The 24,437-nt window shown below is 43.6% G+C and carries 22 protein-coding genes and 2 pseudogenes; 17 read left to right on the top strand and 7 right to left on the bottom strand.

Annotation, left to right across the window (positions count from 1 at the left end; genetic code table 11):
- Positions 1-270 precede the first annotated feature (270 nt).
- From BLS14_RS06720 to BLS14_RS32480, 5 genes are all read left to right on the top strand, one after another.
- On the top strand, positions 271-2,229 hold the full coding sequence (locus BLS14_RS06720; RefSeq protein WP_090950374.1) for a beta-glucoside-specific PTS transporter subunit IIABC: 1,959 nt from the start codon (positions 271-273) through the stop codon (positions 2,227-2,229).
- 59 nt (positions 2,230-2,288) lie between these two features.
- Positions 2,289-3,731 (top strand): glycoside hydrolase family 1 protein, encoded by a 1,443-nt coding sequence (locus BLS14_RS06715; RefSeq protein WP_090950370.1) that lies wholly within the window; start codon positions 2,289-2,291, stop codon positions 3,729-3,731.
- A gap of 17 nt (positions 3,732-3,748) precedes the next feature.
- Positions 3,749-4,600 (top strand): PRD domain-containing protein, encoded by an 852-nt coding sequence (locus BLS14_RS06710; protein ID WP_090951702.1) that lies wholly within the window; start codon positions 3,749-3,751, stop codon positions 4,598-4,600.
- A gap of 406 nt (positions 4,601-5,006) precedes the next feature.
- Positions 5,007-5,366, top strand: a complete 360-nt coding sequence (locus tag BLS14_RS06705; protein WP_176854403.1) for a hypothetical protein — start codon at positions 5,007-5,009, stop codon at positions 5,364-5,366.
- A gap of 170 nt (positions 5,367-5,536) precedes the next feature.
- Positions 5,537-5,692, top strand: coding sequence for a hypothetical protein (locus BLS14_RS32480; protein ID WP_176854401.1), 156 nt, complete (start codon positions 5,537-5,539; stop codon positions 5,690-5,692).
- A gap of 187 nt (positions 5,693-5,879) precedes the next feature.
- On the opposite strand, the gene BLS14_RS06700 is transcribed toward BLS14_RS32480, so the two are convergent.
- Positions 5,880-6,425 (bottom strand): TetR/AcrR family transcriptional regulator, encoded by a 546-nt coding sequence (locus BLS14_RS06700; protein WP_090950363.1) that lies wholly within the window; start codon positions 6,423-6,425, stop codon positions 5,880-5,882.
- A gap of 259 nt (positions 6,426-6,684) precedes the next feature.
- Here BLS14_RS06700 and BLS14_RS06695 point away from each other — a divergent pair, with 259 nt between their 5' ends.
- The 3 genes from BLS14_RS06695 (at position 6,685) to BLS14_RS06685 (ending at position 7,991) form a co-directional block, all read left to right on the top strand.
- The gene (locus tag BLS14_RS06695) at positions 6,685-7,044 is read left to right on the top strand and encodes a cyclophilin-like fold protein (protein ID WP_079693627.1); all 360 of its coding nucleotides are present in this window, start codon (positions 6,685-6,687) and stop codon (positions 7,042-7,044) included.
- 86 nt (positions 7,045-7,130) lie between these two features.
- Positions 7,131-7,697, top strand: coding sequence for a sugar O-acetyltransferase (locus tag BLS14_RS06690; protein WP_063567453.1), 567 nt, complete (start codon positions 7,131-7,133; stop codon positions 7,695-7,697).
- Between the two features lie 69 nt (positions 7,698-7,766).
- Positions 7,767-7,991, top strand: coding sequence for an alpha/beta hydrolase (locus BLS14_RS06685; RefSeq protein ID WP_090950361.1), 225 nt, complete (start codon positions 7,767-7,769; stop codon positions 7,989-7,991).
- 138 nt (positions 7,992-8,129) lie between these two features.
- Here the strand turns inward: BLS14_RS06685 and BLS14_RS06680 are convergent, their stop codons facing one another.
- Positions 8,130-8,387 (bottom strand): GlsB/YeaQ/YmgE family stress response membrane protein, encoded by a 258-nt coding sequence (locus tag BLS14_RS06680; protein ID WP_024630063.1) that lies wholly within the window; start codon positions 8,385-8,387, stop codon positions 8,130-8,132.
- 108 nt (positions 8,388-8,495) lie between these two features.
- On the opposite strand from BLS14_RS06680, the gene BLS14_RS33040 reads away from it, so the two are divergent.
- Positions 8,496-8,723, top strand: a complete 228-nt coding sequence (locus BLS14_RS33040; RefSeq protein ID WP_256336220.1) for a response regulator transcription factor — start codon at positions 8,496-8,498, stop codon at positions 8,721-8,723.
- Between the two features lie 400 nt (positions 8,724-9,123).
- Here the strand turns inward: BLS14_RS33040 and BLS14_RS06670 are convergent, their stop codons facing one another.
- On the bottom strand, positions 9,124-9,966 hold the full coding sequence (locus BLS14_RS06670; protein WP_256336219.1) for an MBL fold metallo-hydrolase: 843 nt from the start codon (positions 9,964-9,966) through the stop codon (positions 9,124-9,126).
- Between the two features lie 166 nt (positions 9,967-10,132).
- Here BLS14_RS06670 and BLS14_RS06665 point away from each other — a divergent pair, with 166 nt between their 5' ends.
- Positions 10,133-11,143 carry a fumarylacetoacetate hydrolase family protein gene (locus BLS14_RS06665; protein WP_090950358.1) on the top strand — a complete coding sequence of 337 codons (1,011 nt, stop codon included), beginning with the start codon at positions 10,133-10,135 and terminating at the stop codon, positions 11,141-11,143.
- Between the two features lie 92 nt (positions 11,144-11,235).
- Entirely contained in the window at positions 11,236-11,817 is a 582-nt protein-coding gene (locus tag BLS14_RS06660; protein WP_090950356.1) for a TetR/AcrR family transcriptional regulator, read from the top strand.
- Between the two features lie 46 nt (positions 11,818-11,863).
- Here BLS14_RS06660 and BLS14_RS33520 read toward each other — a convergent pair.
- Positions 11,864-12,004, bottom strand: a pseudogene (locus BLS14_RS33520) (transposase); the annotation flags it as partial.
- Between the two features lie 525 nt (positions 12,005-12,529).
- Here BLS14_RS33520 and BLS14_RS06645 point away from each other — a divergent pair.
- The gene (locus BLS14_RS06645; RefSeq protein WP_063567447.1) at positions 12,530-12,913 is read left to right on the top strand and encodes a DUF2750 domain-containing protein; all 384 of its coding nucleotides are present in this window, start codon (positions 12,530-12,532) and stop codon (positions 12,911-12,913) included.
- Between the two features lie 356 nt (positions 12,914-13,269).
- On the opposite strand, the gene BLS14_RS06635 is transcribed toward BLS14_RS06645, so the two are convergent.
- Both BLS14_RS06635 and BLS14_RS06630 read right to left on the bottom strand, forming a co-directional pair.
- Positions 13,270-13,470 carry a hypothetical protein gene (locus tag BLS14_RS06635; protein WP_064637898.1) on the bottom strand — a complete coding sequence of 67 codons (201 nt, stop codon included), beginning with the start codon at positions 13,468-13,470 and terminating at the stop codon, positions 13,270-13,272.
- Positions 13,471-13,964: 494 nt separating this feature from the next.
- Positions 13,965-14,156, bottom strand: a pseudogene (locus BLS14_RS06630) (response regulator); the annotation flags it as partial.
- A 450-nt stretch (positions 14,157-14,606) separates the two neighbouring features.
- Here BLS14_RS06630 and BLS14_RS06625 point away from each other — a divergent pair.
- The 3 genes from BLS14_RS06625 (at position 14,607) to BLS14_RS06605 (ending at position 17,973) form a co-directional block, all read left to right on the top strand.
- Complete coding sequence (locus BLS14_RS06625) at positions 14,607-15,797, top strand: glycine C-acetyltransferase (protein ID WP_064637899.1); 1,191 nt, start codon at positions 14,607-14,609, stop codon at positions 15,795-15,797.
- A 37-nt stretch (positions 15,798-15,834) separates the two neighbouring features.
- The gene (locus BLS14_RS06620) at positions 15,835-16,794 is read left to right on the top strand and encodes an L-threonine 3-dehydrogenase (RefSeq protein ID WP_072732990.1); all 960 of its coding nucleotides are present in this window, start codon (positions 15,835-15,837) and stop codon (positions 16,792-16,794) included.
- Between the two features lie 981 nt (positions 16,795-17,775).
- Complete coding sequence (locus tag BLS14_RS06605; protein ID WP_063567440.1) at positions 17,776-17,973, top strand: hypothetical protein; 198 nt, start codon at positions 17,776-17,778, stop codon at positions 17,971-17,973.
- A 483-nt stretch (positions 17,974-18,456) separates the two neighbouring features.
- On the opposite strand, the gene BLS14_RS32925 is transcribed toward BLS14_RS06605, so the two are convergent.
- Complete coding sequence (locus BLS14_RS32925; RefSeq protein ID WP_218133134.1) at positions 18,457-18,828, bottom strand: hypothetical protein; 372 nt, start codon at positions 18,826-18,828, stop codon at positions 18,457-18,459.
- Between the two features lie 136 nt (positions 18,829-18,964).
- Here BLS14_RS32925 and BLS14_RS32475 point away from each other — a divergent pair, with 136 nt between their 5' ends.
- Together BLS14_RS32475 and BLS14_RS06595 are read left to right on the top strand one after the other, a co-directional pair.
- Positions 18,965-19,240, top strand: coding sequence for a hypothetical protein (locus BLS14_RS32475; RefSeq protein ID WP_176854395.1), 276 nt, complete (start codon positions 18,965-18,967; stop codon positions 19,238-19,240).
- An 850-nt stretch (positions 19,241-20,090) separates the two neighbouring features.
- Positions 20,091-24,431 carry an AAA family ATPase gene (locus tag BLS14_RS06595; protein ID WP_143021519.1) on the top strand — a complete coding sequence of 1,447 codons (4,341 nt, stop codon included), beginning with the start codon at positions 20,091-20,093 and terminating at the stop codon, positions 24,429-24,431.
- The last annotated feature ends 6 nt before the right edge of the window (positions 24,432-24,437 follow it).

Genomic DNA, 24,437 nt, shown 5'->3' with positions numbered 1-24,437 from the left:
CATCATATTCACGCTTCGGGTCATTTGGCTCTCGTTCCTGTTAATAGGTATAAAGAAAAATGTCGAATAAAGTGATTGCTAACTAAATTGTTGTGTGATATTATGATCCAGTAAACGTTTACATCAATAATGAATTGAATATTAGCAGTGTTTGGCTGTTACTGGTAAAGCAGGCATGACCAAAATGATTTTGCATTTTCCTTATGTGAGTAGGGGGAGGCATATCGTTTTGGTCTTTTTTATATCCAATTTCAGAAATGAGGCAAAGGTATGGATTATCGCAAGTTGGGACAAGAGATTACGGAATTGGTTGGAAAGAAGGATAATATCGCTCGGCTTACGCACTGCGCAACCCGACTTCGGTTCGAACTGCACGATATCTCCAAAGCGGAGACAGAAAAACTCAAAGCTCTTCCAGGTGTCATTACCGTTGTGAACAATGGTGGACAATACCAGGTTGTCGTGGGCAATGAGGTGCAGCAGGTCTACCGAGTTATCACTCAGCAGATGGGTTCAGCAACCCAAAGTGCGGAGTCCAAATCAGATTCCGGCAAAAATAACGGACCAAAGCAGAAACAGAGCTGGATTTCCAGATTCATAAGCGTAATCTCGACGACATTTACTCCGGTAATACCGGCAATTATTGGCGCGGGTATGATCAAAGCGATATTAGCCGTACTTGTGCTGACAGGCCTCGTAACTACAGAAAGCCAAAACTATTACATCCTTAACACCATTGCGGATGCGGCGTTTTATTTCATGCCTATTCTGCTGGCTTATGGAGCTTCCATTAAGTTCGAAACAAGTCCAATTCTGGCGATGACAGTTGCCGGTGTTTTGTTACACCCGGGATGGAGCGCCCTGATGGCGGGAGGAAAAGACGTGTTTTTCATCGGTGTTCCAGTTCGACTTACCGATTACGCAGGCTCCGTGCTACCAATTATTATTGTCGTTTGGCTCATGTCTTATATTGAACGTTTCGCGGATCGAGTATCGCCCTCAATGATCAAATTTTTCACGAAACCGATGATTGTGCTATTGATTACAGCACCTCTTGCATTGGTGGCGATCGGGCCTTTCGGAACGTACCTGAATGATCTGGTTGCGCTGGGTGCAGAAGCGATTAATGCCAGAGCCAGTTGGCTGATTCCTTTGTTAATGGGAACTTTGCAACCGTTCCTGATCGTGACAGGCACTGCATGGGCGATGACGCCGATTGCAACTAGCCAACTGACCAAAAATGGATATGAAATGATCAACGGTCCGGGAATGCTAGCGTCCAATATTGCTCAAGGTGGGGCTACGCTTGCTGTAGCATTAAAAACCAAAAACAAAAAACTGAAACAGCTCGCTGCTTCATCCGGTTTCACCGCTGTGCTGGGCATCACGGAACCCTCCTTGTACGGTGTAACACTGAAACTGAAGAAACCCTTGATTGCCGCAATGATTGGTGGTGGCGTAGCAGGGATATACGCTGGTCTGACCGGATTAGTACGTTATGCCTTCGTTTCTCCAGGGCTTGCCGCGTTACCTGCATTCATTGGCAGCAATCCGATGAACATCGTTCATGCTATTGTGACTTGTCTGATTGCTTTTATCGTTACCTTTGCCCTGACATGGATCATTGGTTTTGAAGATCCAGTAGACGATGAAGAAGAAGGCAATTCCAATGTTAACGATGACAAGATGCTTTCCGGGCAGCCTGTTAAAGACAACACGGCCGGCACGCAGTCTGTTGCAACAACAAATGCAAATGTACCGAGCCAAAATGAATTACGCCCACTTACGATCGCCAGCCCGATGCAAGGGGAATTAGTCCATCTGGACCGTGTACCAGACGATGTTTTCTCTTTGGGATTGCTGGGTAAAGGCGCTGCAATTATCCCTGCAAAAGGAGAACTGTATGCACCAATCACAGGTGAAGTTACGGCTTTCATGGACTCCAAACATGCGGTCAAATTAAATGGTTATGATGGAGAAGAGGTACTCATTCATATTGGAGTGGATACCGTCAACCTGAAGGGGAGACATTTCAACTCTTCCATTAAAGTGGGGGACCGGGTACAACGGGGTGACTTGTTGATCAGCTTCGATATCGATGCCATCAAGGCGGAAGGGTATGAAGTCATAACCCCGATCATTATCGCCAATTCGAATCGTTTCCCGGATATTAAGCTGGAGAAGCAGAGTCCTGTGGAGGTTGGAGCGACTATTATCCACCTTTCATAACAAGCTTAATACGGTCCGTCATATATCTTGATCAATATTAAAATGAAGGAGTGCTTGAGATGTTATATCAACACATCAAACTATTCCCCAATGAATTTCTGTGGGGAGGCTCTACCTCTGCTTATCAAGTGGAGGGAGCCTGGAACGAAGATGGCAAAGGTCTGTCCGTCATCGATATGTGTTATCATCCGGCCGGAACCGCCGATTTCACAGTAGCGAGCGACCACTATCACCGATTCAGAGAAGACGTGAAGCTTTTTGCAGAGCTGGGCCTCAAAGCATATCGTTTTTCGATTGCATGGACTCGAATCTTGCCTTCAGGCACAGGAGCTGTTAATGAGAAGGGACTCGATTTTTACCACCAACTGATTGACGAATTGCTGCTCCATGGTATCGAACCCATTGTGACCATGTACCATTTCGACTTACCTTATGAGCTTGAGAAAACGGGAGGATGGAACAACCGGGAAACGATCGATGCTTTTGTCGAGTACGGGCGTATCTTGTTTGAGCATTACGGGCATAAAGTGAAATATTGGTTGACCATTAATGAGCAAAATACGATGATTCTTCATCCGGGTGCCATTGGCACACCGAAGGGCGGACGTTTGCTTTCCAGTAAGGAACTGTATCAGCAAAATCATCACATGTTTGTGGCTCAAGGCAGAACGATGCGACTATTTCATGACATGCTCCCGCAAGGCAAGATCGGTCCTGCATTGAACATGACTTCCATGTACCAGGCAACCTCCAGACCAGCAGATGCAATCGCTGCACATAACTGGGAGACGATTCGCGGATGGGGTTTTCTCGACTTATCAGTATGGGGACGGTATAATCCATTATTCTGGAGTTATTTACATGAACGTGGCATTGAGCCGGTTATTGAGCAGGGTGACATGGATGATATCCGGTCTGGCCGCCCCGATCTGGTAGCAATCAATTATTATTCGACGGCAACCATTGCCGCCAGTACGGGCAATGCGTCGGATGTTACAGCTCGTGCGGGTGATCAGCAAATCATGCTTGGCGAGCAGGGAGTATACCGGGCCGCGGAGAATCCTTATACCGAAAAAACAAAATATGGCTGGGTCATTGACCCGGTTGGCCTGAGGCTAACATTGCGTAAGGTATGTGAACGATATGGTCTCCCGATTCTAATTACGGAAAATGGTATAGGTGCTCCGGATGTACTGGAGGCAGATTACACCATTAACGATACGTACCGGATTGATTTTATTGAGAAACACCTGGAACAGATCAGACTGGCTCTGACGGATGGGGTAGATGTGATTGGTTATTGCCCTTGGTCCGTGATTGACGTGGTAAGCACTCATCAAGGTTATGGGAAACGTTACGGCATGATCTATGTAAACCGCGGTGAACAGGATCTGAAAGACTTGAAGCGCTTGAAGAAGAAAAGCTTCTCGTGGTATCAGGAGGTCATTAAACAGAATGGCAGATGTATCGGAAACTCGGATCAGGCGGTCACGAAAGAATAAAGGATCGTGATGAATGCATGAGAGTAATCAAAATATTGAATAACAGCTTGCTTCTGACCAAAGATGAACAGGGACAAGAAATGATTGTCATGGGAAAAGGCTTGGCATTCAAAGGCAAAGTCGGCGAGCGACTCGATGAGGAGCACATCCAGAAACGATTCATTCTGCAAAATAATCCGTCTGCCCAGGCTTACGTACGAACCATCGAAAACATGCCAGAAAAACATGTGAATGTCATAAACAAACTGATTTCCAATGCCAAAGAAAAGCTGTCTCTTGATGATCAAATCTTCTTTACGCTTATGGATCACTTGTCGTTTGCTATTGAGCGATGGAAAAAAGGTGTAGCATTACAGAATCGCATGTTATGGGAGATCCAGAGGTTTCATCCTGTCGAGTTCGAACTGGGGGTTGAATCCGTTCAGATGCTGAATCTAGAACTGGGTATTGAACTGCCGGAAGAAGAAGCAGGGAATATCGCTTTTCATTTCGTGAATGCCCAAACACATGAGCAGAATATGGAGCGCACGATGCAATCCTTTAAGATGTTAAAAGATATTTTTAACCTGATTCAATACACCTTTGATATACAATTGAACAAAAATTCCATCCATTATGTGAGACTCGTCACACATTTGCAATTCTTCATCCAGCGTTTACAAGAAGGGCGTCTGGGCAATTCGGCGAAAGATTTTATATTTCAACACATGGCGAAGGAGCATCCGCTTGAATACAAATGCGCGGAGATGATCAAAACCTACGTGCAAAACATGCTGGATATCTCCATATCGAACGAGGAATTATTATATTTGATGATTCACATTGCTCGAATTGTGCAGGAGGAGCAAGGTGACGAGGGAGGATTATAAAACAAAGCTAAAGTTATATTCCCTTACTTAGGAGGAGCGATTCTCTGAACATCTGATGCCCTTGATTTCTGGCATGTTCATATGCCTTTTAGTACACAGGAGATAAGATACTTTCTAACAATGACCGTTTTCTCGTATTCTTTCGGGAAACGGTCTTTTATATTTGCAAAAATCTATTCGTATGGTGCCTGTCGATGATTTATTTATGAAAAAATAGTTTTCTCCTACTTTTTTTATTGAAATTTGGGTTCACTTCAGACCGGATTTTATTTACGATTCATGAAGAAAAATATCCCAAAGGAAAGGAGAAGACAGCAGAAAATCGAGAGGCAATAATGATGAATTCGACATTTAAGCGAATCAGGAGGCAATAAAAATGAAGTAGTGCTATAACCTTGTTAAATGGATGGTTATTCGTGTGTTTGTCGTAAGCATCTGTGCGGTTATAAGGTACGTTCCCGGCAGGGTGGCGGCCGATGATTCGGTTATCCATACCCAGCCAGCAATCTTGGAGACGGTAAGCCCGTCAGGATTCGTACATCCTTCCGTGGGTTCCACTGGCGATGCGCTGAAGCTAATGCAGGAGAAGGTTGCCATTGGTGCAAAGACATGGGCGAGTGCGTTCGAGGACTTCAGGAACTGTCCCAGTGGATCGCTGGATTATGATATTCGAAATCAGAGCAAGCTGGATAAAACGAAACCGGCATATGATCGCTTGCAGGCGTTCCCATTCAATATCATGAAGGAGTATTCAGAGTATATGTGAATGGTTATAAAGGGGAAGGCAAAGGCATACGCCAGATGTATAATGGTATTTTATGGGCGGATTATTAGTCTCTCGCTGAACGGCCGGGACATTTGCGACTGAAGTGATTCAGACCTATCAAGGAAGGTGGCATTTTCCGGGCTGGCAATACGCTATCTCAACGTTACCTCATGACGACAGGGCTACAGGTGGATACCAAGCTTGATCTGGTGGGAATGTCGGATGGACTTCGAGCGGGCCTGGTTCATTTTAATGGGGGCGTGGATTATGCCATGGGTTCTGCGCAAGGGTATAGAGTCTGGTGTCCGTTGGGATATTTGTTGTAAATACGACTAGTTTCAAATTGACTTTGCTTGCCATGATGAACGAATTACGATTTCGAGGAATATAATCATATTGAATAGGCACGGATAAAACCTCTCTGCTAAACAGGGCTCAAGCTGCCGAGAATGTCTCGACAGCCTGGAGCTGCTGAATTAGCAGCTTTTTTGTTTCGTTCGTTTGATATCCCTCTTATACAACCCTCTCAAGCAAGACCCCAACCTGGTTTGCCATGACATGAGGTGGATACGGCATCCCGCTCGTGATCCACCATTCCACTATTCCTACAAAAGCTGTTCCCATAAAGGAGCCCACAATTAATTCATCCAATCCCTGGTTTCTTTCTTCGTTCATATTTACTTCACCTTTATATTCTTCAATAAGAAACTCAAGGAACCGGGCACGAAAAGAAGGAGCTCCTTTACTCGCCAACATCGTTGAAAAGAATAAATAATTGCGCTCAAAGTATTCGAAATAGACCAGATTCGCTTCACTCCACTCCATTTCACATGCATATTGGTTGATGTCTTTCATGTTGTTAATATGCTCTTCAATCAGTTTATCCAGCAGATCAAATTTATCTGTGTAATGCAGGTAGATGGTTGCCCTGTGAACATTTGCCCTGTTGGAAATCTCCTGGATCGTAATGGAATCGAAATTCTTTTCTGACATCAATTCAATGAGGGCCTTTTTTATCGCTTCCTGTGATTTGAGTATTCTTCGATCTATTTTAGGCATGTATTTCCACCAAGCTCTCTTAGTTAATAGTCAATTCAGGGGATTTTGTAGAATAATCGACAAACACAGATTATTTAACGATTGTAAGTGCCTCGATTCAATATAATATTATACACATGTCGTGTAAACGATCAAAATCGCGTATGACTAAACGACTACATTGCGGCAGAGACAACCCTGAACCGGTACGAATGGAGAGGATTCGTAAAATCTGGAGGTAACGGCTGAAACAGTAGATCATGAGACGGAGGAAAACAGCGTGATTCCCATCCATATTATTGTTGGCGGCAGCACGTTTACAGCAACTTTAAATAACAATGAAACGACACAAGCCCTGATAGCGCAATTTCCGATGACCATCCAAATGAAAGAACTGAATGGGCTAGAAAAGTATAATGATCTGCCCGAGGAGCTTCCTGCTGCATCTACCGAACGCCCTGAAACCATTCATGCCGGTGAAATTATGTCCTGGTCCGGAAACACTTTGGTGCTTTTTTATCAGACTTTCTCCAATTCTTATGGCGGTTATGTACTACTCGGAAGTGTTGACGATCCGTCTAATTTGGCAGCTACGCTTGGTTCAGGGCATGTACAAGTCACCTGGTCGCTTGCAGAATAAACCGCAGGAATGTTTCCAGAGGTGAAGTTATCTAGAGAAGGAAGACTACTGATTAGTTTATCTATATGGAAAAGGAGTAAAGTGAAATGAAACCCAAAGACATTCTTGAACGAGATAAAAATGGCGAGTTAATTTCTTTAAATGACCCGGAGTATTATAAAATTCATGATCTTATTGTTGAAGCACAGAAAATTACAATGCAATTAAACAACTCATATCATGAAGCGAAAGAAGTCAGAGGATTGTTTTCGAAATTAACGGGAGTAGAGGTAGATGAATCGTTTGGACTTCTTCCTCCTTTTTACACGGATTTTGGCAAGAATATCAGAGTGGGAAGAAATGTGTTTATCAATCATGCTTGTACTTTTATGGACAGAGGTGGCATAACCCTCGAAGATAACGTATTGATAGGTCCAAAAGTTAACCTGATTACCATTAACCACCCGCTGGAACCAGCTGAAAGACGCTCCACGATATCTACTCCAATAGTCATCAAGAAAAACGCTTGGCTTGGGGCAGGCACGATGATCATGCCTGGGGTTACGATCGGAGAAAATTCTATCGTTGCTGCAGGTGCAGTGGTCACCAAGGACGTTCCACCCAATACGATTGCTGCAGGTGTTCCTGCGAAAATTATAAAGAATTTGGAATAGAAGCGCTCATGTAATCGGGAATATATAGAAAAATGTAGAAAGACATAAAGTTCCCAACCTGACTGAGGAGTGACATCAAGTAATGATGGTGTTCTGAACAGGGAAGCGTGGGAAAAAGCCAAAACCAATCTTCCGAAAAACACGACATTCGTGAGTATAAAGGGTGGCAACCATGGTCAACTTGGCTCCTACCGGATGCAAAAGGGAGACAGCGCGCCTAAGATTACAGGACAGGAACAGCTTCAGCAGATTGTTCAGGCACTGAAAGAATGGATGAAATCAGTACAAAAATAAAAAAAAGGACCCGTAAGTGTTCATCTTTCATCGATGATTGCTTTCGGTCCTTTTTTGTTTATCCTGTACCTTTATGCCCTGGCAGCATCTTTATAAAAATTTTTAATGAACGACGGTATCGGTTTCCGCCTCTCTTTGTTAACGTCTTCGGAAGGCTCCGCCGCGTGCCAGAGCGAAGAAGATGAGCAGGGCAATAATCGAGCCAACGATGGCGGGAATAATATGAAATCCGCCAATCACCGGCCCCCTTGGTCCCAGCAATTCCGTACCTAACCAGGAACCGATAAAACCCGCAATAATGTTCCCAAGTACACCGCCTGGTACGTCCCGCCCAATCAAGTTGCCGCTTAACCAGCCAATAAGTCCACCAACAATGAGTACCCAGAGCAGATCCATGGATTGTTCTCCTTTCTTCGAGTTTATTACAAGTTATGTTGGACTGAGTGGAATATACCTCACCTTCCAGTTGGTGGAGCAATCTAAAGTGTCTGTGCTAAGATGAGGGTGAATTATGATTCAAGCTGGGGAGCAAGGCTAAAAGGGGTGCACTTGAAGAAGATACTTGTCATTGACGATGAAGTCGCAATCAGAGATTTAATTGAGCTCGTACCGAGAAGAGAAAACGACGTCGTTCAAACGGCTGAAAACGGTAAAATAGCCTTGCAGCTGCTGGATGCGGTACTCTATCATATAATGGTAACATCTTTAAAAACTGCTTTAAATTATGGATAGATCTTTGTGTTATTAAATTAACGGATTAACATCAAATTTTGGTTATATCGTTTTAGAAGAGTTCTACTAGCAATTCATAAGTCCAACTCCATTTTTCTTCATAATCGGTTTATAAGCACCCATTTTAATTCCGTGGAACTATTCAAAAAAAACGGCCGCTGTTCGCATCGTTTGCGACAGGGCCGTTTTTTGTTTTTCGTAGGCTAGCATCAATTGCTATTCATTCTTGCCAAACACTCATAGGGTCCCATGGCTTGATTTGATTATCATATTTTCCGGCCAAAAAAACTTTCATGTCTTCCAGCTTAGCAGGCACCTCGTTCCAAATTGGAAGGGGTGGTAACCCTCGTTTGCTTTTCAATAGGATGTCCACTGTAACATACAAGCGTTCTGGCTGAATCTAATGAAGGAAGCGGGAAATATCAATTTGCTTGGTCAGGGACAAGGCATCAATTTCGTCATTGTAATGCTTGTTGAACTCGCTGATCAGGTTCAGGAGGTAGTCTCTCTGCTCCTTCACGAAGTCCAGGCCGCAGATGGCGCCATGTCCTGGAATAACGATTTCGGGTTTAATTTCATCAATAATGCGGTCAAGCACTTTAACCCAATTGAGGGTTCCCTCTTCGCTGTATGCCGTACACCCGTTAAACACCACATCGCCGGCGAACAGCACTTTTTCTTTTGGCATCCACATCAGCAAGTCACTGTCAGAGTGGGCCGGAGCAACATTGTAAATCATTACTTCCGTATCGCCAAGACGGATGTTTATATCGTCCTTTATCTCAATATTCGGGAGCAACCATTCTACGCCTTCCAGGTCGAATCCTTCAAATTCAGCTGCAAAGAACCGCTCGCCCGAAGTAGATTCCGGAGAATCCTTTCCTCTTCTGATGACGCTGTCCATCCAGGAGATATTTTCGGTAAGACGCTCTCTGGACGCTTCCTTGTGCATAATAATGCAAGCATCTTCAAACACTTTGTTTCCCCAGGCATGGTCGCTATTATAGTGCGAGTTCACCACATATGCGGGAGAGCCTCCGTTGCTTACTTCCTTAAAAGCCTCCCGCATTTCCCGCGCATGGAACAAATCGAAGAACGTGTCATACACCAGCCCTTCACCCTTGTTGATGAACCCGGCATTGGCCCAACTGATGCCGCGATACGGCGAAATACCGGCAAAGACGCCATCTGCGACTTCAAAAAATTTAACGCGAGGTTTTTGAATAATACGTCCATACTTCATGAAAATTCTCCTTTTTCGTATATGTTTTTGGTGTAAGGCATACTGACTATGGCTTTATTATAGAGAAGGGAAAACAGGAATGCAAGCAAGTACTTGCATGCAATTATACTGTACGATATGATAGTATCAGAACAACATCACACTGCATGGATGGAGGCGCTTAACCATGAAACTAGTAACCTTTCAAACCAATACATCCCAGGAACCGTTGTTTGGGCTTGTAATAAACGAGAAATTTGTCGTGTCTTTTGCCGCAATCATGAAAAATCAGGGAACATTCGTTGACAGTCTTGAAAGTATGGACAGCTATCTTCATTATTTGCCGGCAAGTGATGATGCCGCTAAGGAAATGATGCAATATGCTATCGAACAGGTGCATCAATTCAATGAAAATGAAATCAGCCCGATTGCAGCGGTAACCCTGCTACCGCCAGTTCCAAATCCGGCTGCGCTTATCGATTTCGGGCTGACGCCAAGACATCTGAGAAATGCTGGCGTAAATCTGCTGCGAAGAGAATATACAGGGCCGGAAAGAGAAGAGCTTACACGTAAAATTGCTGAAAAATTCCAGCAAGATCTGAATAAAGTAACTTTCAGTTATTATAAGTGTAACCATAATGCATTAATTGGCGATGGGGATACGATTCATTGGCCTTCGTACTCTTCCTACCTGGATATCGAGCCGGAGCTGGCTTTTGTTACAGGGAAGGGGAACTGCATTGCAGGTTATGTTATTTTTAACGACAGTACTGTCCGCGATGTGCAGTGGCCGGATTTCCAGGCGATGACCGGACCGACGCGCTGCAAAGATTTCGATCGCAGCAAAGGAATCGGACCATTTCTGGTAACGCCGGATGAAATCGACAACCCGCTGGCATTGGATGTGGATGTACGTATCGGGGAGAGACTGCACTGGAAGGGAAGCACATCCGAGTATTCTGCACACCCTGGAAAAGTGATGGAGGAGGTTCTCAAAGTTTTCACGCCACTCCCGGGCACGATTATAGGAATGGGGACGATACCGGATTGCTGCGCAATCGAGACCGAAGAATGGCTGTTGCCCTCTGACCGAATCCAGATTACATTTGATAAATTAGGCACGCTCACGCAATTGGTGCCTGATCATGTCAAGATTACGGAACCAAGCCGCTGGGAAAAAAGAAGCGATTTACCTTAAATAAATGTTTATGAAAATGATGGACCCCTACCCTGCTGTATATACAAAACTTGTAGTAGAATAGGTTTAACATATGCAAAAGGAGAAATACAATGCAAACTTCAGACAAAATCATTGAAGCCGCGACACGGCTCATCAAAAAGAATGGCTATCGGGGAGTAAGCACCAAAGCCATTGCAACGGAAGCTAAAGTCAATGAATCTACGATTTTCCGGCAATTTGGAAGCAAGCAAGGCATATTGGAAGCCATCATTGAAAGACATTCGGATATTCCGCAATTTGAGAAGCTGTTAAAAGAGGACGCGACCGATAATCCGGAAGTCGATCTGCTGAATGTAAGTCAGCAGTACCGATTGTTTTTCCATAAAAATGCAGACATCATTTTGATTGGCATCCGCGACAAAGGAATGTTTCCCGAATTGGACAGAGTGCTGGCCGATCCACCGGTGAAGCTGCACTCCTTGCTGGTTGAATATTTTGAACGCCTGCAGAAGAAAAAAGTTATAGCCAGACAGGATGAGCGCCTTGCCGCCATGTCTTTTCTCTCGATGTGCTACGGATTTCAGATGAGCGAGCTGATTCACGGGCAATATCAGTCCCAACTCGTCACCGAGGAAGATTTCTACAAGCACAGTGTCTCATTGTTTGTAAAAGGAATTTTGTCTCAGTCATAAGCTTTGTTGATTTATTTAAATATGCCAAAGACTGCTTTTGCTCGACTAGCTTTACCATTCGTTTCACATTCACAACAAATGCTGTGAGGTATGTCTGTATTCGCATACGAAATAGACCTCGGTACTTGGCTGTTGCCATACCGTGGAACCTCTTCATCTCAGCATTTTTAAACTCAATATTGGGTCTGCATTTATCAGTAGTTACTCAAAAAAGAATCACTTCCCAAAAGTTATACGGGAAATAGGAGTAAGAGTCCACCTAATTATTAGGCGGACTCTTTTAGTTATTCTTATTTGATGATGGATTTTTCTAAAGAGCAACATAAATGAGGTTGTTTATTTATAATTTCGGAGATGAATTTCGATCGGTACTCCCATGGAGGAGATCACCTTGGGATAAGCACTTATGTTCAGTATTATTTTGATGAAGATACATGTATCTTCATTCTTTCAAAGAATGAGTCTATTAATCAGTACAGATTAGGTAATGCTCTGTCAGATATTTTGCATCATTTTAATATAAATTTCCAACAAAACAGGAGGAGAGTAGGGAACTTGGACAAGTTTTTGTCCCGATTACCGTAATGGACAAGAACATGATCCGATTGCCGATTAGAAGGATATCTATTCTATCTCTGCCTGCTAATTCATTAAGCTAACGGGCAGATTAGCGTGGTATATTTAATTTAAAGTTCTAACAAGGAGGTCGCAAATGAATTCGATAACCTCGAAAGAGTTTGAAGCTGTTATTAAACTCCCTGCGAATATTCGATATGAATATTTTATAAAGAAGGTTACTGATTCAGAAGAAATTTGGGGGTTGTATGATGACGGTTGGGCAATGTCTTCAGATGATAAAGAGAGATTGCTTATTTCATTCTGGCCTAGGAAAGAGTTTGCAGAGTACTGTGCTTATGAAGAATGGTCAAATTATAAAGCACATTGTATCTCATTAGACGAGTTTATTAGTGACTGGTTACCCAATATGGTGGAGGATCAGCATAAGCTGTCGATCTTTTGGAATAGAGATGATTCTGCAGTTCTTGAGATTCAAGTGCTACTAAATGATTTAGAGAAGGAACTCGAAAAGTATTGATCCATCGTTACGCTAACGGGAAACGTTCCAGAGAGCTTGAAGGAAATGAACCGGAGAATGTTAGGCGAATCGATCAGATTTATGAGATGATCAAGGACATTAGTAAGATATTTGTGGTTAGAGCCGGACACAGCTCAATAGAAACAAACTCTATATATCTTAAAACAGAAGATTCTATTTTCTGGCATGGGTGCTTGTAGGGGAGAATGCATGTTGGAGGAGATATATTTCATTATTATCTGAAGATAAGCAGAAAAAAGGCATCTCCTGAAGGAGATGCTTTTTTTCTTGAGTAGAAACATTGTTAGGATTGCTACTGGGTATCATTCGTCCTAAATCGAGGAAGTATAATTATATTACTCTCTTTTTTCATTATCTAATCGCCGACGAAATACCAAAGCCGAAACAGCAAATATAATAAAAGATAATATTGAAGCAGCAGTAACCATCTTCAACACATTTCCTATTGGAGGGTTAAACAACAGAGCAATTGAGATGATTAAAACAGCACCTGTTAAACCCATTCCCAAAATCGAGATCGCTAAAATCTTGTTCATCAAATCACCTCACAAGGGATATTATACCATTTAAAGAGACTGCCCTGAAATTACAGAGTTAGGTTATGTAAATGAGTGGGGCTGGAAGAAAGTTGTCAAGAGTCCTAAAAAGAACTACAGTGCTAAGGTTATTTGTCTTTCCGATTTAATGAAAATCTAAGTGAGAGTAGTGATCTCTTTTGAGTGATTAAAGATAATGAGTGATATGGAAAGATCCTTTGGTAAAATGAAGTTGTGGGGGCCTCACAGTAGGAGTATTAGCTGTTATTAAAATCAAATCCACATGAAATATTTACATAGTGAAATCTTTCTTGTTGAGCAAAAAAGCCATATTTTGAGATATTCCAATTGAAATTATGGATGTCATTGAGATTAAATACATTACGTAGCCCATATATAAATTTTTATTCAAAATTATTTAAACTGCGACCGTTTCTCAGATTCTACCTGGAAACGGTCGTTTTATTTATTACTAAAGTCGCAAACAAGGATCATCATGCTACGTTTGGAAAGCCACTTAAGACTCCCCTCCCTATAACTCCTGCCTGAAGGGCCGGTACGATATGACTGCGGTCGGAAAAACTGGTCAAAATGATGATTCGTGTATCCGGATACGCTTCCGATATGAGGCGACTGGCTTCAATGCCGTCCATTATTAGCATGTACAGGTCCATCAGGATAACATCAGGTCGGAGTTTGCCATTCCATACTTAGAATGAGAAATTAAAGTAGATGCGCAAATCGAGGGCGAAGTTAAACTAACGGGCAGGATAGTTTAACATGAAAGCTGGCTAGTGTATAAATAGTATAAAATCATTTCGGCCTAATAATTACGATGAAAGAAGATAATGAAAAAGTTTATTGCGTGTCGAGGGACAAGATCTTATACCGATTACCGTAATGGACAAGAACATGATCCGATTTCTGATTAGATAAATGTCTAAGTAGTGGTGGAGGATCTTATTTAGAACGCGCTATATTTTGTGCGGATATTTTTATTTTTTGTCCGCCACATGTGTACAATAAATAAAAAAGATGATACATTGAAATTAGTTTAATCCCTTTTAAAACAGGTTTTTTTGGAGGATTCTTATGTCTCCTGTACGAGGACATACGTATATCGAGGAGGGAATGGGATGTCAAGTCAAGCCTTGGACCAATTTTTAAGTTCGAACATCGAAGATCTAAAGACTAAAGGTCTATATAACGTCATCGATACGCTGCAGGGTGCAAATGGTCCTGTTATTCGTATCGACGGAAAGTCCCTAATCAATTTGTCTTCCAATAACTATTTGGGACTGGCAACAGATTACCGCCTGATTGATGCTTCAGTTAAGGCGTCGCAGACATACGGGGCAGGCGCAGGGGCTGTGAGAACAATTAATGGTACGATGGATCTTCATATTGAGCTTGAAGAAAAACTGGCCCGTTTCAAAAAAACGGAAGCTGTTATCGTGTATCAATCGGGATTTAACTGCAATATGGCTGCTATATCCGCGGTAATGGACCAGCATGATGCGATTTTATCCGATGAGCTGAACCACGCTTCAATTATTGATGGCTGCCGCCTGTCGAGAGCCAAGGTGATTCGCTTTAAGCACTCGGATATGAATGATTTAAGACAAAAGGCGAAAGAGGCCAAGGAATCCGGTCAGTACCATAAAATTATGGTCATCACGGATGGGGTTTTCTCCATGGATGGTGATATAGCAAAGCTGCCCGAAATCGTGAAAATAGCTGAAGAATTCGATCTGATTACTTATGTGGATGATGCTCACGGTTCGGGCGTTCTCGGAGCGGGTGCGGGAACCGTGAAGCATTTTGGATTGTCCGACCGCATTGACTTTCAAATTGGTACTCTTTCCAAGGCGATCGGCGTTGTCGGCGGTTATGTGGCGGGTAAAAAGCAACTGATTGAATGGTTGAAGCTGAGAAGCCGTCCGTTTCTGTTCTCGACATCGCTACCTCCGGCTGCAATCGCTGCTTGCAGCGCTTCTGTCGACATTTTGATGAATGACAAAGAGCTGATCGAGAAGCTGTGGGAGAACGGCAATGATTTGAAAAACGGCTTGAGCCGGTTTGGATATGATGTAGGCCAAAGCGAAACGCCGATCACACCTTGTATCATTGGCGATGAAGTAACCACCCAACAGTTCAGCAAACGGCTCTATGAAGAAGGCGTTTACGCCAAGGCAATCGTGTTTCCGACGGTCCCGAAAGGAACCGGAAGAATACGCAACATGCCGACAGCTGCCCATACCAAGGAGATGCTCGACCAGGTGATCTCTGTTTATGAGAAAGTTGGCAAGGAAATGAAGCTGATTTAGCTGCATTCGCGGGAGTATATTTCGGGAGGAATGTCTTATGAACAAGATTTTGGTGACCGGAGCACTGGGCCAAATTGGTTCTGAGTTAGTTGTTAAATTACGTGAAATCTATGGTGCGGATTCCGTCGTTGCTACGGATCTCAGGTCATCAGCCCACGAAATTACCCGATCCGGGCCATTCGAGCTGCTGGACGTGACGAATGATAAGGCGATGTTCGAAATCGCCAAGCGGTACGAAGTGGATACCGTCATCCATTTGGCTGCTCTGCTGTCGGCTACCGCAGAGGAGAAACCGCTGCTTGCCTGGAATTTGAATATGGGCGGATTGATGAATGCACTTGAAATATCCAGGGAGCTCGGCTGCCAATTTTTCACTCCAAGCTCTATTGGATCTTTTGGTCCTTCGACTCCGAAAGACAATACCCCGCAGGATACGATCCAGAGGCCCAATACGATGTACGGCGTGAACAAAGTGTCCGGCGAACTGCTTTGTGATTATTATTTTCACAAATACGGCCTGGATACTAGGGGGCTGCGATTCCCGGGTTTAATATCTTATATGACGCCTCCCGGCGGAGGAACGACGGATTACGCCGTGGAAATTTATTACGCAGCTGTGACGGCTGGACGGTATACATCTTATATCGCCAAGGACTCAAACATGGACATGATGTATATGCCGGATGCCCTGAACGCTATCATCGAATTGATGGAAGCGGATTCTTCCCGGTTGATACACCGAAATTCATTTAATGTCACCGCAATGAGCGTGGATCCGGAGGCGATTGCTGCAGCGATTCGGGATGAGTTTCCCGGCTTTATCCTCGATTATGACGTTGATCCGAAGAGACAGGCAATTGCCGATAGCTGGCCGCATTCCATTGATTCGACGGCAGCGAAAACAGAATGGGGATTTCATCCCCGCTACGACCTGAAGGCCATGACGAAGGATATGCTTTCACAGCTAAGCGAGAGACAAATGCTTCGCAAGGCTTAAAGTGATTATGAATTCGCTGTGCAAAGCGAGTTGAAATACAAAAGAAGCTGCATCAAGAGGTTTGGCGTTACTCGGACCTTTTGTTGCAGCTTCTTTTTTCATCCTCCAGCCCAGACATTTCCGTGGTCTGTGGCTTATCAGATAAAGAACACGGCATAAAGTTTGCAACAGGACGGACCGAGGAATGCAAAATAAAACACAGAAGTGAAAGAAAGGGAGCTGTTTATTTCGCGGGACAAGAACATGTTCTCATTGCGATAGGCGTTTATCTAATCGTTATTTTGCCTGTTAATTCATTTATAGATATAATGCAGATGTACAATGACACAAAGTTACCAAACAATAAACAAGAGAACCCTTTCAGCCACATTAATAAAAGAATAAAATGATAGTTTCATTAATCAAACAAGGAGTGTGCATATAATGGATTCGTTTTCGAAAGAAACAAAAGATAATTCTTACGTAGTAATTCCGTCAGAAAATGTAACTAAGATACAACTTGGAGATCCATGTTATATTGGTTATCAACTAGATGGGCAAGAATTCTGGGAATTAACGGGTGTCTCTTATACGACTGAAGTATCTTCGTTTAGAAGTTCGTAAATACCAATACCATATGGCAGGACATATGCATCATGCCTTATTACCGCTTAGCAAGCTGCTATAAGTTAATTTTCTATTTTGAAGAAGGAAGGGGATAACCTTGCAGGAGTACTAACTGACGCCTATAGAAATAGTAGCGATCCGTTGGGTTGTAGCACATTTTTCAAGGTAGTTCCTTTGTTTCGTGACAGTCTAATTGAAATCGGTATTAAAGAAGGTGTGACTCATATTACTGATGGTATAGTTTCAGATGATACGATTTCACACGTTGATCTAATAGCCTTTTACAAAAAAATAGGCTTTACGTTGATAATAGAAAGTTACATATGGTCTATATAGAAGCAATGATAAGATTAATTTCATTGAAGGAGGTTCGAGATGAGAAACGAAGAATGTTGTCCTGAATGTGGAGGAACAAAATTAGGGGAGGGCAAGTCGCACGGCGAAGCTAGGGTATATCCTATGAAAAAGATGCTAACATTAGGATCAGATGTTACTCATGTAATTTGTATAACGTGTGGATTTATTTTAAAAAGTTTTGTTAAAGAGCCACATAAATTTGAGGATAATAAATAAAATTGTACTGCAAGAAAGGGGACCAACAGATCAAGTTCTAACTCTGCTCAGTTAAATAAAGACTAAAGGGCATAATTGCATGAAAGTAGGGAACTTTAAAAAAATTCAGTCTTTGTTGTCGAGGGACAAAAACATGGTCCCATTGAAGTCGCTATTTTAGCGGCTTTTTTATGTTATCGGTACAAGTTCGTGTCCCGAGCCGAGGACATGAACTTGTACCGATTGCCGAAATGGACAAGAACATATTCCGATTACCTATTAGATGATTATCTTGATTTTGTAAGTCTTGTAGGACGCAATATAACGATTATGGCGGCTAACACCAACTCGATCATATATGGAGCAAATTTTGCTGCACATATGGGATTCAGAAAGAAATGATTTCATACCTCCCTCACTGTAAATTGTCCTTTGAGTATATACGTAAAAGCTCCTTTACCAGTGAGAGGTGGGTAAAGGAGCATATCTAGATCTTATGAAAGTTTACTTGGATTCAATTCGACCGATTGGATTTGGATCTTCTGATAAAGCCTTTTGAACTGCCGTCCAGCTGTCATGTTCAATATCGAGCGCATGACAAAGATAAGCCCATGAGACCAGCTGAATTAAGGCGACATGTTCTGGATTTTCATCTGTTGTTTCCGTAACTTCATAACCCGGGATTCCGCTAAGTGAGTGTTCTGCACCGAATAGGGTGAGCAGGCTCTCGGCCCCTGGGCTTAAGAAGTAGGGGTCGGACATCCATTCCGGGCCGCGGACGGTCAACTGATACTTTTGCGGGGTATAGTCCTGGTCCCCGACGATCACAAGTGTGGGTGTGATCATGTGCGTGAAGCTCACGTTCAAGTGCGACATATTCTCGGCCGCGAACGTCGTCAGGCTGTCGCCACCTTGTCCAGCGGTGGCAAACAGCACGCCCGCTTTGATGCGCGAGTCAAACAGGTCCACGTCCTTCTTAGTTTCTGGGTCGAGGACTCGCAATCCCAAGAGATTGCCCGCCGTTTGGCCACCGAAGGAATGTCCAGCTGCTGCTATTCGGCTTCGATCAGTGCGTCCACTTTGTTTTGTAGAGGAATTAAGTCCAGCTCTGAAGACTTTGATTGAAACAGCAACAGCTGCAGATGAAGTACGTGCCAAGATTACACCAGATGAATTGTTGTGGGCGGTAGCAAGTCTCTGTACGGGAGTAGACAACGGTGATATAGCGCATGCGAAAAATATTGTTTCTCTTCTTGTAGATGGATTGCGTTACCGTGCAAAACGTTAACACTTCGACAGAATCCTTCTTTTTTACTGCGATGGTTTGATCAGAGACGCACTAGTAAAACTATGCTAAATATAACTTTTGTTGAAAAGTTTACTAGTGGGCTCTGTGATGGGGATCTTGAAAAGTAGTAAAATGTCGCAGGACAAGAACAGTGTGTCATTTCGGATTAGATGACTATTTAAACAGTTAGATGATGGAAATCAACGCGCGTGATAAAAGCAGATTACCATAGATAATAGCTAAATTAGATGAGTGTTATTGGCTAGTTTCGGCACAGTCATTTTTAAGATCCTAATTCACCTTTAACAAGAGCAGAGGCCGTTGTTATTCTAAATAAGCTTCTAGGTCGCGAGCCAATTGAGGGAAGTACCATTAAGTGGAACGACGTTGCCGAATGGTTCTGGACGTATGGCGATATTCAAGCCGCTTCCAACGTCAATGTAGAGGATTTACTTGCAACGCAATAGTGGTTACTAGAGAGCACCTAATCAGGTGCTCTTTATTTTTTCATTCTGTACAAGATGATTTAATTTATAGAGACAGCTATTCTTAAGCCGCAGCTCATCTCTATTTCTGTATATATGCGTAGAGGAAAAAAAACGACTTATATTTGCGGTTATTTATTCCACCATTTGCCATTCGCAAATATATAGCATATATATCGGTGGCTAGACTCTAAATGCATCATGGATTAAGATTATTTTAGGTTTATAAATCGATCTCATCCAGCCGAAATTATTATTAAATTCAAAAATATCCTTTTCACGAAACGCAAATATAACTCAGATAGGTGTGCATCATTATTAAGATTTTAAGAGAGTACATAACGCAGTCCCCTTTAGAGTTGGCGGTGTTCATTGAACTGTCTATTATACTTGCAGAAATGGTGCATCGTGAACACGAGCGGAATAGGATAATTGGATACCTTAGCCCTGACCATATCAGCGTACAGTGGGAGGGGAAAACAGCTCAAGTATCCTGGCATACGGAAAGTCATGCAGCTTATCGTTCTCCCGAGCAATTTGCACGATTCAATCTGGTGCCGAATGAACGCAGTGATCTTTACGCATTAGGGGTTATTCTCTATGAGTTGTTAACCGGACATTTGCCTTTTCATGCTGACAATGATGAAGACTGGGGTACCGTACATACCCGCAAGGTACCTCAATCTTTATCCGATATTCGACCGAGTTTAGACGAAACACTGCAAGCTATACTGATGAAATTACTTGCCAAATCACAGGTGGAGCGTTATCAGAGTATATATGGGGTGCTTGAAGATCTGAAATTGTATCAGAATATGATGATAGATAACGATGGAGCGTTTAAGCCATTGGAAGTGGGACGTTTAGATAAAATCCGTACGCTTTCCCTATCCGAATCGTGGTATGGACGTAGTGCCGAAGTGGTGCAAATGGAGGCTGGGCTGGAGCAGGCTTTTCAAGGAATGAATGCCTTTCGTTGGGTGATAGGCAAAGAAGGAACGGGTAAAACGGCGCTTGTCCATAGAATCGAACAAAACGTCGTTCGACATGGTGGCCGGATGATCGCTATGAAAGTGGAACTTTCCCAAAAAAATATTCGATGTGGGCCGATCCTTCAGGGAATGCGGGAATGGGTCTATCAACTGTGGAGTGAGCCGATTGAAATCATTACACGTCTGAAAGCCAAACTACAAGCCGGTTTCGGTCCAGAAATGCAGGTAATCGTATCCTGCTGGCCTGAGGCCAAGCTGTTGTTCGACAACGATGCGAAGGTAGCACATATCTCGGACGATGCGAAGGTCTGGGAACGGTTTGAAGAACTTCTGCCCGACTTGATCTGTTGTATGGCTGAATGCAAGCCACCGTTAGTTTTATTTATGGACAATCTGCAGTGGGTCGACAATGGTACACAAGAGGTAATTCGTGAACTTGCATTATCACAAAAAGCGCATGGGTTATTCCTAATAGGGGCTTATCGTACGGAGGAGTTGATCACTTCCACGGGGGATGTAGCGAATTTTGATCAAGAGGATTTGCTGGCTTGGTTAACCCATAGATGCCGTGCCAATCCAGAGGAACAAGTGACTCTGCCACCGCTGGCTTATGAGGATGTGAGGCAGCTGATCTCTGATGCTCTATATGAGAAATCCGGTCGCATTCAACTTCTGGCGCGGTCTGTCCACGATCAGACAGGTGGTAATCCTGGCTCGGTTCGTCTCTTGCTGGAGGGATGGATAAAGGAGAACAGACTACGTTTTGACGAAAGACGACGTCAGTGGGTATGGGACTCTGAAATAACCCGGCAACTAAGCAGATCGAAAGAACATCTGCGTTTGTTGGAGGTAGGCTTCTCCAAGCTCAAGGAAGATCGTAAGGAGTTCTTGGCTATGGCGGCCGCAATTGGTCCGGTATTTCAGTTAACACTCTTGGCCGAAGTGTGCGGCATATCAGTGGATATGGTATTCCTTAATCTTCAAGAGGCGGAAGCTGAAGGGTTTATTTATCGGGAAGACGAAGCAGAGCAAGAAGATGAACAGGATTTGATCTATGTGTTTGCCCATGAATTCATTCACCGAATGGTATATGCTTTCGATTCAGGACGCAATATCCACCGACACCGGGTAATTGGACGGTTCCTACTGGATCGCACTCAGGAGTCACACGATGACCTGTCAAGAACAGCGATTGATCATCTGAACTTGGCAGCTTCGGCATTATCAGACCAAGAAACGAAGCAATTGATTGAGTACAATCTTCAAGCGGGACAAGAGGCGTTGGCAGCGGCGCGCTATGCAAAAGGGAAGTATTATGCAGAAAATGGGCTTCATCTGCTGGCAATATGCAAGGCGGAAGTACCAGGTATACTCGATGTCGAGTTGCAGTTGGTATTAGCTTGGACGGAGTATATGGGTGGCAATAGCGCACGGGCGAAAGAACTGTTGGTGGACTTGAACCAAAGCAGCGATCGACTGAGCCGATCGGAGCGACTCAAAATCTGGGCACCTTTGATACAATTTCATGCATTCGTGGACAATGAGACTGCGGTTCAATTTGGAATGGAGGCGCTAGGCTCGTACGGCTGGAAGCTTGGGAAGAAGAGTTCCCTGTTGTCTATCGCCAAGGAAATGGCCTCGACCGCGGTCCTCTTACATCGAAAACGGGAGAAGCACCTTCTGCTGTCCAACCCACTTGACGAGGATTATGAGGAATTATGCCATTTAATGGAGCTGTTGTTTCTTCCATTACTTACACACGATGCACGATCGCTACTGGAATTGTATGCCCCATTTATTCGTTATGGGTTGCATAAAGGGGTGAATGAGTCGTTAGCATCAATGATCGGAGGATATGAGCTGATTGTGCAAAGGACATTTCCGAGCTTTGCTCGAGCGACTCCGATTGCTGAGGGGGTGTTTCTGCAAATTGCGAACACCTCTACATTGAGGAAAAAGCATGTTTTTACTTTTCTGAGCGGAATGATCAAGCAAATGGACAGTCCTTTGGAATCTTTTGTTGTCTTGTTCAATGCGATGCGTCAAGGGATGGAAGCAGGCGATCATGACTTTGCTAATTCTGCCTTAATTTTTTGTGTTATGGGTAATCATGGGAATACATATGTCATAAATGAATTGCTCCGATACTTTGAGGAGAACATGCGACAGATTGCCGACGACAAGATACTGGAAATGATGCTGCTGACGAGTAGTTACACAGCAGTGCTGCAAGACGATTCTTTGATCGACAGTTTTGTTTCTATTCCACTGGTGTCGACTGACAGTGAGTTGGATCACCGGGGCGAAGACAACTATAGTTGCGGTTGTCGGCTTGAGGTGGCGTTGCTGTCGGGCAGGTACAGGGAAGCGCTGTATTGGTCGCAACGAGGAAGGGTAAACGAATTTCATTTGGATTGGATGCGAGTTCGTAAACAACGTGTTTACGAGAGTTTGGCATTAGCTGGATTTTATTTTGAGACGAATAGGGAGGATCGTAAGCGGATTCGGAAGACCATACGCGCGCAATTGCGATTGATGAAGAGTTGGCGAGGATTTCTAGACAGTAAGTCCTCCGCATATTTGCTAATCAAAGCAGAAAGTGAACGAATTGCAGGGAATTCGTTTGGCGCCATGAATCAATATACGGCTGCAATTAAGCGAGCGAGAACAGAAAAATACGTATTGCTCGAAGCCATTGCTTGCGAACGGCTTGCTGTATGTTATCAAGATGATCTGCTTAGCCGATCCGGAGCGGCAATTACGATGATGGATGCTTGTGCGGCATACGCCGAATGGGGAATCACCTCCAAAGTAACTCAAATTAGAAGCAGACACGCTGAATTGCTGGACCCGGTTTACAAACGTTATGAGGGTCCAGTATTACAGGAGCGAGCACATATGACTCAAACCATCACAGAGTTAGCTTGGCAGAACGGCCCCAAGATAGGTGAAGGCTCGAAGAGCGAAGAGCAATTCGAGCTTTTACAACGAATCATCAATGGGTTAGCACAGACGAGTAAGGCAGACTGGAGGTTAAATCTCTTAAAAACGGCTCTAAGACAAACCGGAGCAGAGCGTGGTCTGTTGTTGAAGCGTCAAAATAATGAGTTCATTATTGAAGCTAACTCTTCTTACTGGACTGATAAGGAAAAAGAAGCCGACTTGTATGCGGAGAGCGTCTTACGTCATACAGCGATGACGGCGAAACCGCTAATTCTGCATGACGCGCTTCAGAGTTTTTGGGTGAGGGATGCTTATATTGCAGCAAAAAAACAGAGGTCGATTCTGTGCATGTCAATCGATGTTCCGGGAAAACAAGCTTCCTATCTACTATACTTGGAAAATCGACAGATGTCGGGTGTGTTTACAAAGAGGGATGTTCAGATGATGGAGCTTATTGCGACACGGATCATTTATCTCAAGATGCTGGAAAACGAAACTGCGGATACAACATTCCCGAAGGCTTTTGACAGTAACGCTTTGTCCGTGGTGCCTTGTCTCATACAACCGGGGCTGACTGAACCGCTGACTGAACGTGAAACGGAAATTATTAAAGCGATTGCAAAAGGCTTGTCGAACAGGGAGATTGCTAATCTCTTTGGTATAGCAGAGACGACGGTCAAGACACATAGTTCTAGAATATACGGCAAGTTGGGTGTAAAACGGCGGGGACAAGCTGTCGTACGTGCTAGAGAGTTGAAATTAATAGAGTGACAAACA

Origin of the sequence: Paenibacillus sp. OK060 (assembly GCF_900101205.1) — a bacterium.
Lineage (GTDB): Bacteria > Bacillota > Bacilli > Paenibacillales > Paenibacillaceae > Paenibacillus > Paenibacillus marchantiae.
The sequence above is the reverse complement of the archived record's forward strand: the minus strand, read 5'-3'. Positions and strand labels throughout refer to the sequence as shown.

Excerpts from the sequence above, each read along its gene's own strand:
- BLS14_RS06625 (WP_064637899.1), top strand. The coding sequence starts at position 14,607 with ATGTCAAGTCAAGCCTTGGACCAATTTTTAAGTTCGAACATCGAAGAT.
- BLS14_RS06670 (WP_256336219.1), bottom strand. The coding sequence starts at position 9,966 with ATGAAGTATGGACGTATTATTCAAAAACCTCGCGTTAAATTTTTTGAA.
- BLS14_RS06620 (WP_072732990.1), top strand. The coding sequence starts at position 15,835 with ATGAACAAGATTTTGGTGACCGGAGCACTGGGCCAAATTGGTTCTGAG.
- BLS14_RS32480 (WP_176854401.1), top strand. The coding sequence starts at position 5,537 with ATGACGACAGGGCTACAGGTGGATACCAAGCTTGATCTGGTGGGAATG.
- BLS14_RS06605 (WP_063567440.1), top strand. The coding sequence starts at position 17,776 with ATGAGAAACGAAGAATGTTGTCCTGAATGTGGAGGAACAAAATTAGGG.
- BLS14_RS32925 (WP_218133134.1), bottom strand. The coding sequence starts at position 18,828 with ATGTCGCACTTGAACGTGAGCTTCACGCACATGATCACACCCACACTT.
- BLS14_RS06705 (WP_176854403.1), top strand. The coding sequence starts at position 5,007 with ATGGTTATTCGTGTGTTTGTCGTAAGCATCTGTGCGGTTATAAGGTAC.
- BLS14_RS06715 (WP_090950370.1), top strand. The coding sequence starts at position 2,289 with ATGTTATATCAACACATCAAACTATTCCCCAATGAATTTCTGTGGGGA.
- BLS14_RS06710 (WP_090951702.1), top strand. The coding sequence starts at position 3,749 with ATGAGAGTAATCAAAATATTGAATAACAGCTTGCTTCTGACCAAAGAT.
- BLS14_RS06660 (WP_090950356.1), top strand. The coding sequence starts at position 11,236 with ATGCAAACTTCAGACAAAATCATTGAAGCCGCGACACGGCTCATCAAA.
- BLS14_RS06720 (WP_090950374.1), top strand. The coding sequence starts at position 271 with ATGGATTATCGCAAGTTGGGACAAGAGATTACGGAATTGGTTGGAAAG.
- BLS14_RS06700 (WP_090950363.1), bottom strand. The coding sequence starts at position 6,425 with ATGCCTAAAATAGATCGAAGAATACTCAAATCACAGGAAGCGATAAAA.
- BLS14_RS06665 (WP_090950358.1), top strand. The coding sequence starts at position 10,133 with ATGAAACTAGTAACCTTTCAAACCAATACATCCCAGGAACCGTTGTTT.
- BLS14_RS06645 (WP_063567447.1), top strand. The coding sequence starts at position 12,530 with ATGAATTCGATAACCTCGAAAGAGTTTGAAGCTGTTATTAAACTCCCT.
- BLS14_RS06690 (WP_063567453.1), top strand. The coding sequence starts at position 7,131 with ATGAAACCCAAAGACATTCTTGAACGAGATAAAAATGGCGAGTTAATT.
- BLS14_RS06635 (WP_064637898.1), bottom strand. The coding sequence starts at position 13,470 with ATGAACAAGATTTTAGCGATCTCGATTTTGGGAATGGGTTTAACAGGT.
- BLS14_RS06680 (WP_024630063.1), bottom strand. The coding sequence starts at position 8,387 with ATGGATCTGCTCTGGGTACTCATTGTTGGTGGACTTATTGGCTGGTTA.